General features: G+C 66.9%; 16 protein-coding genes. All 16 read left to right on the forward strand.

From position 1 onward, the window contains the following. Positions 1–131 precede the first annotated feature (131 nt). Entirely contained in the window at positions 132–830 is a 699-nt protein-coding gene (locus GEV27_RS01215) for a GntR family transcriptional regulator (RefSeq protein ID WP_153909800.1), read from the forward strand. After that, a complete protein-coding gene (locus tag GEV27_RS01220) occupies positions 827–1,720 on the forward strand; it encodes an oxaloacetate decarboxylase (RefSeq protein WP_153654765.1) in 894 nt (297 codons plus the stop codon). Before GEV27_RS01215 ends, GEV27_RS01220 begins: the two co-directional genes overlap by 4 nt. After that, positions 1,717–3,132, forward strand: coding sequence for a dihydroorotase family protein (locus GEV27_RS01225; protein ID WP_194944097.1), 1,416 nt, complete (start codon positions 1,717–1,719; stop codon positions 3,130–3,132). The genes GEV27_RS01220 and GEV27_RS01225 overlap by 4 nt, the downstream gene beginning before the upstream one ends. Further along, positions 3,129–3,800: an isochorismatase family protein gene (locus tag GEV27_RS01230; protein WP_153909802.1), complete on the forward strand. Its 672-nt coding sequence runs from the start codon at positions 3,129–3,131 to the stop codon at positions 3,798–3,800. The genes GEV27_RS01225 and GEV27_RS01230 overlap by 4 nt, the downstream gene beginning before the upstream one ends. Next, positions 3,797–4,117, forward strand: coding sequence for a DUF1330 domain-containing protein (locus tag GEV27_RS01235; RefSeq protein ID WP_153909803.1), 321 nt, complete (start codon positions 3,797–3,799; stop codon positions 4,115–4,117). The genes GEV27_RS01230 and GEV27_RS01235 overlap by 4 nt, the downstream gene beginning before the upstream one ends. A gap of 570 nt (positions 4,118–4,687) precedes the next feature. Continuing rightward, positions 4,688–5,869 (forward strand): sugar ABC transporter substrate-binding protein, encoded by a 1,182-nt coding sequence (locus GEV27_RS01240; protein WP_153909805.1) that lies wholly within the window; start codon positions 4,688–4,690, stop codon positions 5,867–5,869. Positions 5,870–5,921: 52 nt separating this feature from the next. Next, the gene (locus tag GEV27_RS01245) at positions 5,922–6,710 is read left to right on the forward strand and encodes an aspartate/glutamate racemase family protein (protein ID WP_194944098.1); all 789 of its coding nucleotides are present in this window, start codon (positions 5,922–5,924) and stop codon (positions 6,708–6,710) included. A 24-nt stretch (positions 6,711–6,734) separates the two neighbouring features. After that, complete coding sequence (locus GEV27_RS01250) at positions 6,735–7,478, forward strand: aspartate/glutamate racemase family protein (protein ID WP_153909806.1); 744 nt, start codon at positions 6,735–6,737, stop codon at positions 7,476–7,478. 83 nt (positions 7,479–7,561) lie between these two features. Then, entirely contained in the window at positions 7,562–9,022 is a 1,461-nt protein-coding gene (locus GEV27_RS01255) for a sugar ABC transporter ATP-binding protein (RefSeq protein WP_194944099.1), read from the forward strand. Between the two features lie 12 nt (positions 9,023–9,034). Beyond that, on the forward strand, positions 9,035–10,084 hold the full coding sequence (locus tag GEV27_RS01260) for an ABC transporter permease (RefSeq protein ID WP_153909808.1): 1,050 nt from the start codon (positions 9,035–9,037) through the stop codon (positions 10,082–10,084). A 181-nt stretch (positions 10,085–10,265) separates the two neighbouring features. Continuing rightward, positions 10,266–10,640 (forward strand): cupin domain-containing protein, encoded by a 375-nt coding sequence (locus tag GEV27_RS01265; RefSeq protein ID WP_153654761.1) that lies wholly within the window; start codon positions 10,266–10,268, stop codon positions 10,638–10,640. Beyond that, positions 10,637–11,500 carry an MBL fold metallo-hydrolase gene (locus GEV27_RS01270; RefSeq protein WP_153933264.1) on the forward strand — a complete coding sequence of 288 codons (864 nt, stop codon included), beginning with the start codon at positions 10,637–10,639 and terminating at the stop codon, positions 11,498–11,500. Before GEV27_RS01265 ends, GEV27_RS01270 begins: the two co-directional genes overlap by 4 nt. A gap of 63 nt (positions 11,501–11,563) precedes the next feature. Beyond that, a complete protein-coding gene (locus tag GEV27_RS01275) occupies positions 11,564–12,703 on the forward strand; it encodes a sugar ABC transporter substrate-binding protein (RefSeq protein ID WP_153909810.1) in 1,140 nt (379 codons plus the stop codon). Positions 12,704–12,706: 3 nt separating this feature from the next. Beyond that, positions 12,707–14,278: a sugar ABC transporter ATP-binding protein gene (locus GEV27_RS01280; RefSeq protein WP_153909811.1), complete on the forward strand. Its 1,572-nt coding sequence runs from the start codon at positions 12,707–12,709 to the stop codon at positions 14,276–14,278. After that, on the forward strand, positions 14,275–15,309 hold the full coding sequence (locus GEV27_RS01285; protein ID WP_153909812.1) for an ABC transporter permease: 1,035 nt from the start codon (positions 14,275–14,277) through the stop codon (positions 15,307–15,309). The genes GEV27_RS01280 and GEV27_RS01285 overlap by 4 nt, the downstream gene beginning before the upstream one ends. A gap of 45 nt (positions 15,310–15,354) precedes the next feature. Continuing rightward, positions 15,355–16,464 (forward strand): Zn-dependent alcohol dehydrogenase, encoded by a 1,110-nt coding sequence (locus GEV27_RS01290; RefSeq protein ID WP_153909813.1) that lies wholly within the window; start codon positions 15,355–15,357, stop codon positions 16,462–16,464. Positions 16,465–16,488: the final 24 nt, after the last annotated feature.

Consider the following 16,488-nt stretch of genomic DNA (forward strand, 5'->3'; position numbering starts at 1 on the left):
ACTGTTGACAGTTGACAGGGGGGGTCGCACAATGGAAGGGATGAGGCGTCGACGCACCGACAGTGCGCTCGCGTGCCCAGCAGAATCAGTCAGACTGTCTGCGAACCTGCCCACGATCGTGAGGACCTCCAGTGAGCGATGGCAACGGGACTGAGCTGAGCCGAGACGGCACCTTTTCGCGCCGCACCGAGACTCTCGTGCGCGAGATGATCCTGTCGGGGACGGTTGCACCGGGTGAACGCCTGAACGAGGTGGCCCTCGCGGCCTCCCTCGGCATCAGTCGCGGTCCCCTGCGCGAGGCGATCCAGCACCTGGCCGGCGAGGGCCTGCTGACGATCGTCAGTCACCGTGGCGCCTTCGTGCGCACGTTCGACCCGAGGGAGCTCGACGAGCTGTACGACATGCGCACGGCCTTCGAGATGTACGCCGCCCGGCTCGCCTGCCAGCGAGCCGCTGACGAGGACCTCGCGGCGCTGCAGGCGTTCGTCTCCGAGACCGCCGAGGCGATGTCCTCGGAGTCCGGCGGCAGCTATCCGCCGGACCGCGACTTCCACCAGCGACTGCTCGCCCTGGCCTCCAATGCGACGCTCGAGCGCGCCGCCCTCGAGACCCAGGCGCAGATCTACCTCGCGCGCTCGATGTCGGCCAAGGCGCCGGTCCGGGCCAAGGAGGCCCTCCAGGAGCACGCAGACATCGTGACTGCCCTGCAGTCGCGCTCACCCGACGAGGCGGCCCAGCTCGTCTACCAACACCTTGACCGCGCCAGGCGCAGCGCTCTTGCTGCCCTGGGCTTCGACGACGAATCCCGAAGGGGAAGTGAAAAATCATGACGACACCGCTTCAGCTGCGTGAGCTGATCAGCCGGCAGGACGGACCGATCCTGCTGCCAGGGGCGCCCAATGCGCTCACTGCTCGCGTGATCGAGCAGGCAGGCTTCGAGGCGGTCTACGTCTCGGGCGCCGGGCTGACCAACACCTATCTCGGGATGCCCGACCTCGGACTGCTCTCGGTGACCGAGCTCGTCGCGCACGTCGCAGCGATGGCGGACGCCGTGTCGATCCCCTTGGTGGTCGACGCCGACACGGGCTTCGGCAACGCCCTCAACGTGCAGCGCACGGTCCGCCAGCTCGAGCGCGCGGGCGCCTCGGCCCTGCAGCTCGAGGACCAGGTCAGCCCCAAGAAGTGCGGCCACTTCGCGGGCAAGGGCGTCATCTCCCAGGACGAGATGGTCGGCAAGGTCCGTGCGGCCGTGGACGCCCGTCTCGACGAGAACATGCTGATCATCGCGCGCACCGACGCCCTGTCGACCGAGGGCCTGGAGGCCGCGTGCGACCGGGCCGCGGCCTACTCCGAGGCCGGTGCCGACATCTTGTTCGTCGAGGCGCCCCGCACCCGTGAGCAGATGGAATACATCATCCGCAACGTCCCGGGCCTGCACCTGGCCAACATGGTCGAGGGCGGCCTGACGCCGCTCATGACGCGCAGCGAGCTGGGCGAGCTCGGCTTCTCGGTGGCCCTCTACGCGAACGCAGCCATGCGTGGCGCGGTCGCCGGCATGCGCCAGGTCATGGACCACCTCGCCGAGCACGGCGACACCAAGGACGCCGCCCACCTGATGATCGACTGGGCGGACCGCCAGGCCCTCGTGCGCAAGCCCGAGTTCGACGAGCTCGACCGGCGCTACGCGGCGGACGTCCCGGTGACGGGAGGCGTGGCGTGACGACAGTGCACGACACCCGCCTCTCGGGCGGACGCGTCTTCCTCCACGGCTCCGGCCTCGCGGACGTCGACCTGCTCATCAACGACGGTCTCGTCTCGGGCATCGTCTCGCGCGACTCCGACGCCGAGGCGCGCGAGGTCGTGCAGCTGGACGGCAAGCTCGTGCTGCCCGGTGCGATCGACCCGCACGTGCACCTCGGCAAGGACATCCGCGTGCCGAAGGACCCCGACGACGCCCGGCTGGAGACGGCCTCGGCCGCAGCCGGCGGCATCACCTCGATGCTCGTCTACCTGATGAGCGGCGAGCCCTACGACACCGTGGTGCCCGGCGCCCAGGCCGTCATGGAGCAGGACTCCTACGTCGACTTCGGTTTCCACATCGTCGTGGGCTCGGACGCCCACGTGCACGACATCCCGGCCTACATCCGCGAGTTCGGCATCTCCAGCTTCAAGTTCTTCATGAACTTCAAGGGCGACGAGGGCAAGTACCTCGGCCTGCCGGGCAATGACGACGGTTACATGTACGACGTGCTGGGCACGGCCGCCGACAACGGCGCCATGATCAACCCTCACCCCGAGAACATCGAGCTGGTGTGGAAGCTGAAGAACCGGCCCATCGACGAGTCCCGCGGGCCGCTCAGCGCCTGGAACCAGTCGCGTCCGTCGTTCGTCGAGGCCGAGGCGGTGCAGCGGGTTGCGTACATGGCGCAGATCACCGGTGCGTCCGTCTACGCGGTGCACACCAGCAGCCAGCTCGCGCTGGAGGCCATGCAGCGTCAGCGTCGCTCGTACGAGAACCTGTTCGTCGAGACGTGCACCCAGTACCTGACACTGACGACCGACGCCGACTGCGGCACGTACGGCAAGGTCAACCCGCCCATCCGTGAGCGCGCCGATCTCGAGTCGCTGTGGATCGGCATGGCCGACGGCTCGGTCGACACGGTCGGCTCGGACCACAACGCCCGGCACCGCGTCAACAAGGAGAAGGACATCTGGACGGCCTCGGCCGGCTTCCCCGGCACCGGCGGCGTCCTGCCCCTGACGCTGAGCGAGGGCCTGCGCCGCGGCGTGCCGCTCGAGCGCCTCGTCGACGCGACGTCGACCCGCTCGGCCAAGCTGTTCGGGATGTATCCGCAGAAGGGCACGATCCGCGTCGGCTCGGACGCCGACATCGCGGTCGTTGACCTCGACAGCAGCTACGTCATCAACGCCGCCACCCAGCACTCCGGCGCCGAGTACACGCCGTGGGAGGGCACCGAGGTGCCCCTGAGCGTCGTGCACACGCTCGTGCGCGGGCAGTTCGCCCTGCGTGACGGGCAGCTCGCCCAGGAGACCACTGGACGCTTCCTGCGCCGTGAGCGCAGCGGCGCGGCGGCACTGGCCGCCGCAGAACACGAAGGAGAGCCCTCATGAGCGAGATCATCGACGACCTGACGAAGGAGCGCTACGACGCGGCAGGCTTCGGCCGGCCGGTCGGGATGGGGCAGCGTCCCGCGCTGCTCATCATCGACGTGCAGTACCGCACGACCGGCACCCAGCCGGTGCCCTTCGACGAGGCGATCGAGGAGTTCACGACGAGCTGTGGCGAGGTCGCGTGGGACGCGGTCGCGAACATCTCGCAGCTGCTCACGCTCTTTCGTGCCAAGGGCTGGCCCGTGCTGTATCCCTACGTCGCGCCCAAGAAGGCCTTCGACGCCGGCGCCCTCGGCGCCAAGGTGCCGGGCATCATGGACATCCCCGACAAGGGCTATGAGTTCCACCCCGACATCGCCCCGCTCGAGGGCGAGATCCTGCTGCCCAAGCGGCACCCCAGTGCATTCTTCGGCACCCCGTTGCTGAGCTATCTCGTGCAGGCCGGTGTCGACTCGCTCGTCGTGACGGGCTGCTCGACGTCGGGATGCGTGCGCGGCAGCGCAGTCGACGCGTTCTCCTACAACTACAAGGTGGCCGTGCCGTCGGACGCGGTCTACGACCGCAGCCCGCTGGTGCACGAGGTCAACCTGTTCGACATGGGCCAGAAGTACGCGGACGTCTCGACGACCGCCGATCTGCTCGGCACCCTGCAGGAGATCGGCTCATGACGGCCGGGCAGGGTCGCGGGTACATCGTCGCGGAGGTCACGGTCCACGACCACGAGACCTACGAGCAGTACGTCGAGCGCAGCGGGCCCGTCCTGGAGAAGTACGGCGCCCGGCTGCTGGCCCACGCCTTCCCGGCGCAGGGTGAGCTCGTCGTCCGCGAGGGCGGTCGGGAGTTCGAGCGCCTCGTGCTCGTCGAGTTCGAGAGCCTGGAGCGGGTGACCGAGTTCTATGACTCCGCCGACTACCAGGCCGTCGTGGGGTTCCGTCACGACTCCGCGACGTCTCACGTCTACCACCTGCAAGGTATCGAGGCCTGATGGCCATCCGTGGGCCGCACTGCACCGTCGCTGAGGCATCGGTGCAGTGCGGCCGCGAGAAGTACGACCAATACGTCGACTGGAGTGGACCCGTGCTGCGCAAATTCAAGGCCAAGCACGCGCTGAAGCCCTTCTAGCCGCGTCCGCGCGCGACCCGGCGAACACCGACACGGCACGCCCGAAACCGGGCTTGCCCGAGCCTTCTTGGCCATCACCAAGACGTGCGCTCGTGCGGTCTGTTTTGCCACCCCTCGCGAGCAGGGCTTTGGCCTGTCCGGTCGCGTGACCCTCCGCTGAGCATCAGGAGCGGAGGGCCTTCGGCGTGCCCGGAATTTGTTGTGCCCTTTCGCCCAGGGCCGGATTTCTGTCTGAAAACACACGATGTAAACAACAAAATAATTTGTTGTCGGTTTTGCTGCCAACTGTTGACAGCACGCTGTGAAGACTGTTTAGGTGTGACGCATCGAACACCCGCCGCGGCTTGGACGATGCGTCTGCTCGGGAGACGCGCTGTAGTCGTACGACGCGTTCCTGGCCGGCCGCGGGTCCTCACCAACCGAAGGACCGATCATGAGCAGGATCACCACAGAGATGTCGCGGGCACCGCGAGCCCTCGTAGCGGGGGCGCTGAGCGCCCTTGTGCTGGCCGGGTGTGGCGTCGGCGAGAAGAGCTCGGGCAACGACGATGCTGCGTCCGACCCGGCGCAGCTCGAGCACGCGAAGGCTCAGGTCGAGAAGTACAAGGCAGAGCCGACGTTCGACCTCGACGCGCCGCCCGTGGACGTCGCCGCGCTCAAGGGCAAGACGATCTTCAACATCCCGAACAACAGTCAGGTGCCGTTCAACATCGCCCAGGACAAGGTGATGAAGGATGTCGCCAAGCGTTTCGGCATCAACTTCATCCAGTACGAGAACAACGGTGCGGCCACCGAGTGGTCCTCCGGCATTGCCCAAGCGATCTCGCGCAAGGCTGACGTGATCATCCTCGGCAACGGCACCGATCCTCGTCTGGTCGCGCCGAAGCTGCGTGAGGCGAAGGAGGCCGGCGTCCCGGTCATCAGCGTCCACAACTACACCGACACCCAAGAGGTGCCCAAGGCCCTCGACGGCCTGCTGGCCGGCTTCACCCGGGGCCCATTCGAGCGTGGTGCACGTCTGATGGCTGACTACATCATCGCTGAATCCGAGGGCAAGGCAAACATCCTGGAGATCCGATCGAGCGATCTGTCGCCGGACAACCCGATGACCAAGGCGTTCAACGGCGAGATCAAGAAGTACTGCCCCGGGTGCACAACCGAGCACATCGACGTCCCGGTCACGCAGTGGGCGCAGCAGATCACCCCGCAGGTCCAGACGGCTCTGACCGCCAATCCCAAGATCGACTGGATCGCCCCCCACTACGACTTCATGGGCACTCTTGCTGCGACGGGCGTCAAGCAGGCGGGTGCCAAGGATCGCGTCAAGATGGCGTCGTTCAACGGCAACCTCGCGCCGCTCGAGATGATCCAGAAAAAGGACGTGTACGTCGCCGACGTCGGCGAGGACATCGTCTGGCTCGGGTGGGCGGGCATGGACCTCGCGTTCCGGGTGCTCTCCGGCCTCGAGCCGCTGCCCAACAACGATCCGAAGACGGCAACGCGAATCCTCGACTCCAGCAACATCGCCGAGGTCGGCACGCCGCCGGAGTTCGGCAAGGGCTACGGCGACGCGTACGTCAAGGGCTACGAAGAGCTCTGGGGCGTCGCCAAGTGACCACGCTTCACGACCACACAGCGTCCACACCTGACACCACAAGGAGTCCCCAATGAAGCGCGTCCTAGTGATCGTCCCCTTCCCGTTCGGCGAGCAGGGTCTCGCGAACAGGGCGGCCCAGTCCGCCGGGATCAGCGACAAGATCGAGTTCGTCTACCGCGGGGTCAAGGCCGGTCCCACCCTCTTCGACAGCAACCACGACCTGCTGGTCGCCGACGTCTCGATCTTCGAGGCCGGGATGCGGGCGCAGGAGGAGGGCTTCGATGCCGTGTGCATCGACACGGTGAGCGACAGCGGTCTCTGGGCCCTCCGGTCGGTGCTGGACATCCCGGTCATCGGGCCCGGGAAGGCTTCGTTCGCCCTGGCTCTGACGCTCGGAGACAAGTTCTCGGTCGTCAGCATGTGGGCCCCCTGGGAGCTGGCGGTCCGCAAGGGGCTCAAGGACTCCGGGCTCGAGGCCAAGTGCGCGTCGGTGCGCTCGCTCACAGACTTCACACCTGACGTCGAGAACCTGTTGGCCGGCAAGGAGGAAGAGTTCTACCCCAAGCTCCTCCGGCTGGCGGAGCAGTGCGTCGAGGAGGACGGGGCGCACGTGATCCTCATGGCCTCCACGACGATGCACCAGGCGCACGCCTACCTCGCGGAGCGGCTGCCGGTGCCGGTGCTCAACCCCGGCCCGGTGTCCTACCAGCTGGCGGAATCGGTCCTGAGCCTCGGCCTCACCCACAGTCGAGCGGCGTACCGCAAGGGGACGCTCGACAAGCCTGATCTGTTCTCGGCGATGCTCGACGCCGGTCATGCCCACGAGCGTTCTGTCGGACGTATCACTGACGGCGCCTGAGTCGTCCTCCCGAAAGGAAATTCAATGAAAATCCTGTACATTCTTCCTGTCCCCGTCGACGCAGAGGGCGTCGAGAAGCGGCGCGAGCAGGCTCTGAAGGCTCAGCTCAAAGACACCACGGAGATCGTCTGCCGCCCGGTCTCGTCGAGCTGCGACATGCTCGACTCCTACTTCAAGGACATCCTCCACGACTACGGCGTCATCGTCGAAGGCATGCACGCGGAGGAGGAGGGCTTCGACGCGGTCGTCATGGACACGGTGTCGGACGCCGGCCTGTTCCACCTGCGCTCGCGGCTCAACATCCCGGTCATCGGTCCCGGGTCCGCGGCCTACGCGTTCGCCGGGATGCTTGGTCGCAAGTTCTCGGTCATCACGATGTGGGACAAGTGGGCATACCTGTACGAGAAGGGCGCCACCAACTACGGGATCAAGGACAAGCTGGCCTCGGTCCGCTCCCTTGGGATGACGCCCGATCTCAACAACCTCCTCGACGGCAAGCTTGAGGAGACGGCGGCCAACATCGTGGAGCAGGCCCGGCTGGCGGCGGAAGAGGACGGCGCGGACGTCGTGTTGCTCGGCTCGACGACGATGCACGAGTCGGCAAGCCTCGCCCAGCCGAACAGCCCTATCCCTCTGATCGACCCGGGCCCGCTCGCCCTCCGCGTGGCGGAGACAGTTGTCGATCTGGGCCTGACGCACTCCAAGCGTGCGTGGCCATCTCCGGTCGACAACCGTGACGATCGCAAGTTCGTGGGGCTGCCACTCTAATGAGCCGATCTCTTCACGGGTCGACGTCTTCCCCCGCGGCTCCTGTCCTGGAGGCGCGGGGGGTCCACAAGGCGTTCAGCGGCGTGCCCGCCCTGCAGGACGCCGCCCTCGTCATCGAGCCGGGCGAGGTGCACGGCTTGCTGGGCGCCAACGGCTGTGGCAAGTCGACCCTCATCAAGATCCTGTCCGGCTTCCACCCGCTCGATGAGGGCACCGTGCGCGTGAACGGTGCCGACGTCACAAGTGACATCTCCGCGGCCGGACTGCGTGAGCGCGGCCTCAGCTTCGTCCACCAGGACCTCGGCCTGACGGCAGATGCCACGGTCGTGGAGCACTTCGTGCTGCGCCCCGAGAACGGTCAGCGGTTGACACCGATCAACTGGAGGGCAGAGCGGGCCCGTCTCACTGCGCTCCTGGCGGAGTACGAGCTCGACGTCGATCTCGATAGCCCAGCAGGCTCTCTGTCGCCGATCGAGCGCGCCCAGGTCGCCATCATTCGTGCTCTCGACCAGGGCGGCTCGTCGGACGGGTTGCCCCGGTTGCTTGTCCTCGACGAGCCGACCGTGTTCCTGCCGCGTCACGATGTCGAGCGCCTGAAGACGCTGATCGTCCGGTTGCGTGACCGCGGGGACGCGGTGTTGCTCGTCTCGCACGACCTCGACGAGGTGCTGGAGATGGCGGACCGGGTCACCGTCCTGCGCGACGGGCGCAATGTCGGGACAGTTGAGGTCGCAGGACTCACCCGCGGCGCCCTCGTGCAGATGATCCTTGGCAACGAGCTGCGAGGGGCCCGGGCCACGCTACGGGCACCGTCGGACGTTGGTTCTGAGGTGCTGCGGGTGAAGGGCCTCTCCGGGGTGCGCACCCGCGGGGTGGATCTTGCACTCCGATCGGGTGAGGTCGTCGGCCTCACGGGACTTGCCGGCTCAGGGTACGAGGAGGTCGCTGACCTCCTGTACGGCTCGCAGCCGGCGACGTTCGACAGGCTCGAAGTGGGCGGCCGGGAGGTAACGACTGCTGCGCCGCGCACGATGATCGAGTCCGGCGTCGTGCTGGTGCCGGCGGACCGCAAGACCAAGGGCGGGGCGACCGAGCTGAGCGTGCTGGAGAACATGGCGCTACCACTCGTGTCCCGCAACTTCGTTCGGGGACGTATCACCTGGGCGAAGCTGCGCGAGAGCATCGCCGCGGTGTGCGCCTCACTCAAGGTCAAGCCCCAGGACCCCGAAGCGATCTTTCGCAACCTGAGCGGCGGCAACCAGCAGAAGACCATCATCGGCAAATGGCTGGAGGTCGAACCCGACATCCTGCTGCTCAACGAGCCCACCCAAGGCGTGGACGTCGGCGCGCGCGCGGAGATCTTCGCGCTCGTGCGCCGCGCGGTCGACGACGGGGCGGCTGCGCTGTGTGCCACATCGGACTACGAACAGCTGCTGGAGGTGGCCGACCGCGTCATCGTGTTCCGCGAGGGGCGCGTCTGGTCCGAGCTGTCCGGCGACCACATCGGCAAGGACGAGATCGCTTCCGCGGTCTACGGCTACTAAGGAGACCTTCCAATGACCATCCAACAAACCCCAGATGCCGGCTCCAGCCCGGCACCGGATGCCAAGGCGCCGTCGCGCAAGGTGTTCGAGCCCCAGAAGTACGCCCTCCTTGTCGCGTGGGTCGCCCTCCTGGTGATCTTCTCGATCCTCATGCCGCAGACGTTCATGTCGACGTCCAACTTCACCAACATGCTGGGCTCGCAGTCGGTGCTGCTGATCGCGGCACTGGCACTTCTCACGCCGCTGCGTGCGGGCGACTACGACCTGTCGGCGGCGAGCACGCTGACGTTGTCGGCGATGACGACGGCCGTGCTCAACGTCAACCACGACCTGCCGATCGGTGTGGCGATCCTGGGCGGGTTGGCTGTCGGCCTGCTTATCGGGTTCATCAACGGCTGGATCGTCGTGGCATTCGAGATCGATCCGTTCATCGTGACCCTGGGCATGGGGACCGTCGCGACCGGGCTCGTCTTCGGCATCTCGAACTCGCAGACGATCACCGGGCTCTCGGAGGGCTGGTCGGACGTGGTGGTCGATCGCTCGCTGTTTGGTCTGCCGAACGTCTTCTTCTACGCGTTCATCCTGTGTTTGGTGATCTGGTACATCTTCGAGTTCACCCCCCTTGGCCAGCAGTTGCTGTTCGTGGGTCAGAACAGGGAAATGGCTCGTCTCAACGGCGTCAATGTCGAGGCAGTCCGCTGGGGCTCACTGACGGTGTCCGGCCTTCTGGCCGGCGTCGCCGGCGTGATGTACGGCGCGACCCTCGGCGGCGCGGATCCAACCTCTGGGTCGAGCTTCCTGCTTCCCGCATTCGCCGCCTGCTTCCTGGGGTCGACGGCCTTCAGGATCGGCCGCTTCAATCCCTGGGGCACGCTCGTGGCGGTGTACTTCCTGATCACGGGAATCACCGGGCTGCAGTTGCTGGGAGCGCAGAACTACGTGCAGCAACTGTTCTACGGAGGAGCGCTGGTGTTTGCCGTCGTGCTCTCTCGTCTCGTCCGCAAGCGTCAAGCGAGGGCCGCGGCCAAGGCAATGGTCTTGGCCCAGCGGGCCGGGAACTGAACGCTGCACCCAAGAACCAGAGGTCCGCGACATCCCCGTGGGGGGTGATGTCGCGGGCCTCTCGGGTTTTCCCGGCGAACTTTCGCTTCGTAACGTGACGTTTACTGAAAACTGTTGACAGTTTGCAGTTGACGGATATAGCGTGACACGCGTCATAGTTCGTCGAGCGGAAGCAGGACGCATGTACGTCACCGCGTGGGATCAGCTGCCCGAGGTCGAGGGCCTGCCCAACAACTTCCGGCGCGCCGCAGCCGGTCGCGAGATGGGTGTCAACCACATCCGCTGGGTCCACCCCACCGAGCTGCCGCCGCACACCCACGAGGACGCCGAGCAGGCCATCGTGATGCTGAGCGGCCAGATCGCGTTCACGATCGACGGCACCGACCTGACGCTCAGCGCGGGCGACGTCGCGATCGTGCCGCGTGGCGCGGTCCACGGCGGCCACAGCATCGAGGGCGAGGCCGTCTTCGTCGAGGTGTTCGCCCCGCTGCGCATCGAGAACCTCGTCGGTTTCCTCGGTGGACCGTCGATGCCCAACCAGGAGGACCCCGCATGACCCTGCAGCAGATCACGTCCCGCGTCCACGTCGAGACCGCCCACCTGGGCAGCAACAACTCGATCATCGTGGGCGACGACCAGCTCATCCTGGTGGACTCCCCGCACCGCCCGACCGACGCGATGCAGTGGAACAAGACGGTCTCGGCCTTCGGCGAGACCCGGTTCATCGTCAACACCGACCACCACCCCGACCACACGATCGGCAACTTCTGGATGGGCGGTGACGTCGTCGCGCACCGCGGCACCCGTGAGCGCCTGCTGACCGATGCGCCGACCGACGAGTACCTGCGCGACCTGTTCGCGCGCATCGATCCGGATGCCGTCGCGCTCGTCGACGACTACTCGGTGCGCGTGCCGAACGTCGTGTTCAGCGAGGAGCTCGACCTCCACGTCCCCGGCGCGAGCCTCGAGCTCACGTTCCGTCCGGGCCACACCGCCAACAGCCTGCTCGCCTGGTTCCCCCAGGACGCGGTCATCTTCACCGGTGACATCGTGTGCGAGGCCGGCCTCCCGTCGTTCCAGGACTCGCGCCTCGCGAACTGGTTCGACGCGATCGACGCCGTCGCGGCGTACGACTTCCAGTACTTGGTTCCCGGACACGGCGAAGTCGCCGATCGCGCGGTGGTCGACCACTACCGCTCGCTCGGTCGCGAGGTCGTGTCGCAGGTTGCCTCCGCGATCGCGGCAGGCCACAACCGTGATCAGGCGTGTGACGAGATCCGCTTCGAGGACAACATCCACGTCGACACGGACGAGTACGTCGGCTACCCCGACTCCCTCGTCGAGATGTTCCAGCGTCGATCCATCGCCCGGATCTACGACGACCTCGTTGAAGACCCCACTCTCGCGAACCGATAGCGGCACTTCGAGGGCGATCGACAGCACATCACCTGCCCCACCCCCCACACATTGGAGTTTTTGATGAAGACCAAGAAGATCTCGGCACTGGCGGCCGGCGTTGCCGCGCTGCTCGTGCTCGGTGCTTGCGGCAGCAGCTCGTCCGACGGCGGCTCGGGAGGCGGAGGTGACTCCGCAAAGGCCGAGGCCGCGAAGGCCAAGGTCGAGGAGGCCAAGGGCGTCCCCGGAACCGATGACCTCGGTTCGCCGATCGACGTCTCGTCCCTCAAGGGCAAGACGATCTACTCGATCCCGATCGACAGCAAGGCCGAGTTCTACTCGGTCGGCGAGAAGGCCATGAAGAAGGTCGCGGCCGAGGCCGGGATCAAGTTCGTGACCTTCCCCTCGGACGGCACGCAGACCTCGTTCCAGCAGGGCATCCAGCAGGCGATCAACGCCAAGGCCGGAGCGATCATGCTGAACGGTCCGCTCGCGGAGACCCTCGGCCCGCAGATCGACGCGGCCAAGAAGGCCGGCATCCCCGTCATCCCGCTCCACCTCAGCGACAGCGAGGGTGAGGGCACCCCGGGTCTGGAGTACGAGGCGTTCGCCCCGTTCAACCAGGCAGCCCGTCTGTTCACGCAGTACGCGATCGCCAACCTCGAGGGCGATCCGGTCCACGCGCTGGTCATCCAGTCCTCCGAGACCGGCCCGTCGGCCGGCATGGTCAAGACGATCCAGGACACCCTGAAGTCCGAGGGCCCCAGCGGCTCCAAGACCACGGTCATGAACGTGCCCGTCGCCCAGTGGTCGACGCAGATCCAGGGCCAGGTGCAGTCGGCTCTGCTGAAGGATCCGAAGATCAACGCCGTCCTGCCGATCTACGACAACATGGCGCTCTACGCGGTGCCCGGCATCAAGCAGGCCGCGCCCAACCGTGACATCAAGGTCTACTCGTTCAACGGCACCCCGGCCATCCTCAAGATGGTCAAGGAGGGCTCGGTCGCGGTCAACGTCGCGGAGAACCCGGACTGGGTCTCGTACGTCAACCTGGACGTCGCGTTCCGCGCGATGCTCGGCGAGGACCCGATCAAGGGCGAGACCGGACCGCTGCGCCTCATCGACGCCTCGAACGTCGACGAGACCGGCAACCCGCCGCAGAGCGGCAAGGGATTCGGCGACGAGTACCCGGACGCGTTCCTCAAGCTGTGGGGCCTCAAGTAACCCATGACTACTCGAAGCTCGACCGTCGGCAGCGGGGCGGTCACGCCCGCCCCGCTGCTCCGGGTCACGAACCTTCACAAGGCCTTCAACGGCGTGCCCGCCCTGCGCGGCGTCGACATCGACGTCCTTCCCGGGGAGGTGCACGGTCTCCTCGGAGCGAACGGCAGCGGCAAGTCCACCATGATCAAGGTGCTGGCCGGCTTCCACGACGCCGACGGCGGGCAGGTCAGCATCCATGGCCGCGAGCTGCGCAGCCCGTTCGGGCCGCGCGGCTTGCGGGACCAGGGCATGGGCTTCGTGCACCAGGACCTGGGTCTGGCTCCGGCCGGCACGGTCCTGGAGCACATGGCGCTCGACGCCTTCGGTGACGCCGGCGCGATGCGTCGCGTCGACTGGGCGGCTGAGCGCCGCCGGGTCAACGACCTCATCGAACGCTTCGAGGTCGGCGTCGACGTCGACGCGACGATCGACATGCTCACCCCCGTCCAGCGGGCCATGGTCGCCGTGATCCGCGCGGTGGGCGGTCAGGAGCGGAGCTCCGACGCGGACCGACGGGGACAGATCCTGGTCCTCGACGAGCCGACGGTGTTCCTGCCGCGGCACGAGGTCGGTCTGCTGTTCGACCTGCTGGGTCGCCTGCGTGCCAACGGCGACGCGGTGCTCCTCGTGAGCCACGATCTCGACGAGATCCTGCAGGTCACCGATCGGGTCACGGTCTTCCGCAACGGCGAGACCGCAGGCACCCGGGCGACTGCGGGATCGACCCGCGACGACCTGGTCCAGCTGATCCTCGGCGCTCGCGACGAGCACGTGGCCAAGGGCACCGCGGTCGTCCGCGACGACCGGCCGCCGCTGCTGTCGGCGCGCGGGCTGACCGGCAACCGGATCGACAACCTCGATCTCGACCTGTACGCCGGCGAGGTCGTCGGCATCACGGGTCTGGCCGGTTCGGGCTTCGAGGAGCTCCCCGAGCTGCTCTACGGTGCGCGCCGTGCCCGTGCGGGCGAGATCCTGCAGAACGGCGAGACCGTTTCCAAGCCCAAGCCGATCAGCTCGATGCGCCGCGGCGTCATCTTGATCCCGGCGGACCGCAAGGGACAAGGCGGTGTGCTCGGCCTGACGGTCAAGGAGAACATGTCGCTGCCGTTCCTGACCGACCGCGCGAAGGGCTTCCGGGTGGACTGGAAGGCGCTCGCGGTCCAGGCGCAGGAAGCCTGTGACCGGCTGAACGTCGTGCCGCCCAACCCGGACGCCCAGTTCGGTCACCTGAGCGGTGGCAATCAGCAAAAGGCCCTGCTCGGCAAGTGGATGGACACCGCGCCCAGCGTCATGCTGCTGAGCGAGCCGACCCAAGGCGTCGACATCGGCGCCCGCCGCGAGATCTTCAAGCTCATCCGGGCCGCGGTCGCGGAGGGCATGACGGTCCTGTGCGCCACGTCCGACTACGAGCAGCTCGTCGAGATGGCCGATCGCGTGATCGTGCTCGACCAGGGCCACGTCCGGGCCGAGCTCAACGGGGACGACATCACCAAGGACGCCCTCGCGTCCGCCGTCTATGCAGAGGAAGCGTCATGACCACGACCACGCCGGCATCGCCGGGCACCACCAAGAAGAAGATCGGGCGCAAGCGCACCGGGGAGCCCGAGAGGTTCGCGCTCCTCGGCGTGTGGGCCGTGCTGTTCATCGTGTTCGCGCTGCTGCAGCCGGACACCTTCCCGACCTCGGCCAACATCTCCAACATGCTCGGCTCGCAGGCCGTGCTCCTGGTGCTCGCGCTGGGACTCATCGTCCCGCTGCGCGCCGGCGACTACGACCTGTCCGTGGCCTCGACCCTCAACCTGTCGGCGGTCGTCGTCGCGGTGCTGAACGTCAACGAAGGCTGGAACATCTGGACCGCGGTCATCGCCGCGATCGTCGTCAGCATGCTCGTGGGCGTCGTCAACGGCTTCATCATCACCCGGTTCGACATCGATCCGTTCATCGTGACGCTCGGTGTCGGCACCGTCGTGCAGGGCATCATCTACTGGGTCTCGAACTCGGTGACGATCACCGGCGTCGACCGCCAGCTGTCCGAGACGATGCTGACGCAGCCCTTCTTGTCGATCCCCCTCGACTTCTACTACGCCGTCGCCCTGTGCGTGATCATCTGGTACGTCTTCGACCACACGGCATTCGGTCAGCGCCTGCTGTTCGCCGGCCAGAGCCGCGACGTGGCTCGCCTCAACGGCGTCAACGTCTCGGGCCTGCGCTGGACCTCGATGATCATCTCGGGCGGTGTCGCAGGTGTCGCCGGCGTCATCTACGCCGGCACCACCGCCAGCGCCGACCCCACGTCGGGCCAGGCGTTCATGCTGCCCGCGTTCGCGGCCTGCTTCCTCGGCTCGACCGTTCTGAAGATCGGTCGCTTCAACCCCTGGGGAACGCTCATCGCGGTCTACTTCCTGGTCACCGGGATCACCGGTCTGCAGCTCATGGGCGCGCAGCAGTACGTCCAGCAGCTCTTCTACGGCGGCGCGCTCGTCATCGCCGTCATCTTGTCCAAGCTCGTCAAGAGCCGCGGCGAACGCCGTCGCCAGTCCGAGGTCCGACCCGACGTGGCGACCTAGCAACATCCCGCACCCGCAGACTCGAACCCCACGAAAGGCACCACCATGAAGACACGCGCAGCCGTCATCCACCGTCTCAACGAGGAGTGGAAGGTCCAGGAGCTGGACCTCCAGGAGCCCGGTGACAACGAGGTCCGCATCAAGGTCATGGCCAGCGGCCTGTGCCACTCGGACGACCACTTCGTGACCGGCGACATCGCGGTCGACCTGCCGATGGTCGGTGGCCACGAGGGCGCCGGCATCGTCGAGGCGGTCGGCTCCAAGGTCACCAAGGTCAAGGTCGGCGACCACGTCTCGACCCTGTTCATCCCGGCCTGTGGCCAGTGTGAGTACTGCGCCCGCGGCATGCAGTACATCTGCAACAACGGCGCCGGCATGGAGACCGGCATGGGCATGGACGGCACCCCGCGCTTCCACGACGCCGACGGCAACCCGGTCGGTGGCGTCACGCGCCTCGGCACGTTCTCGAACTACCTCGTGTGCCACGAGATGCAGACCGTCAAGCTGCCCGAGGACATCCCGTTCGAGCTCGCGTGCCTTGCCTCGTGCGGCGTGGCGACCGGATTCGGCGCGGCCGTCAACGGTGGCGTCAAGCCCGGCGACGTCGTGCTGGTCCTGGGCCTCGGTGGCGTCGGCGCCAACGCGGTGCAGGGTGCCAAGCACGCAGGTGCCGATCACATCATCGTCATCGAGCCCGTCACGGCCAAGCACGACCAGGCTGCGGTCTTCGGCGCGACCGAGGTGTACGCGTCGATCCCCGAGGCCCAGTCCCGCATCGACCACCTGACCAACGGCCAGGGCGTCAACGTCGCGATCATCACCGTGGGCCGTGTCGACGGCGACATCATCGGCGACGCGTTCCGCGCCGTCGGCAAGTCCGGCACGTGCGTGCTCGTCTCGGTCGGCCAGTCCACCGAGGGCATCTCGATCAACCCGCAGGACTTCACCAACTTCGCGAAGCACTTCCAGGGCGTCATGTACGGCAACTGCAACCCGACCGCCGACATCCCGCAGCTGCTGCAGATGTACAAGGACGGCACGCTCAAGCTCGACGAGCTCGTGACCCGCCGTTACAAGCTCGACGAGATCAACGAGGCCGTCGCCGACATGCACGCGGGACGCAACATCCGCGGCGTCGTGATCCACGAGCACTGAGCCGGCCGGCTCCAGCTCCGCTTC

Origin of the sequence: Aeromicrobium sp. S22 (assembly GCF_009661045.1) — a bacterium.
In the GTDB taxonomy this organism is placed as follows: Bacteria; Actinomycetota; Actinomycetes; order Propionibacteriales; family Nocardioidaceae; genus Aeromicrobium; species Aeromicrobium yanjiei.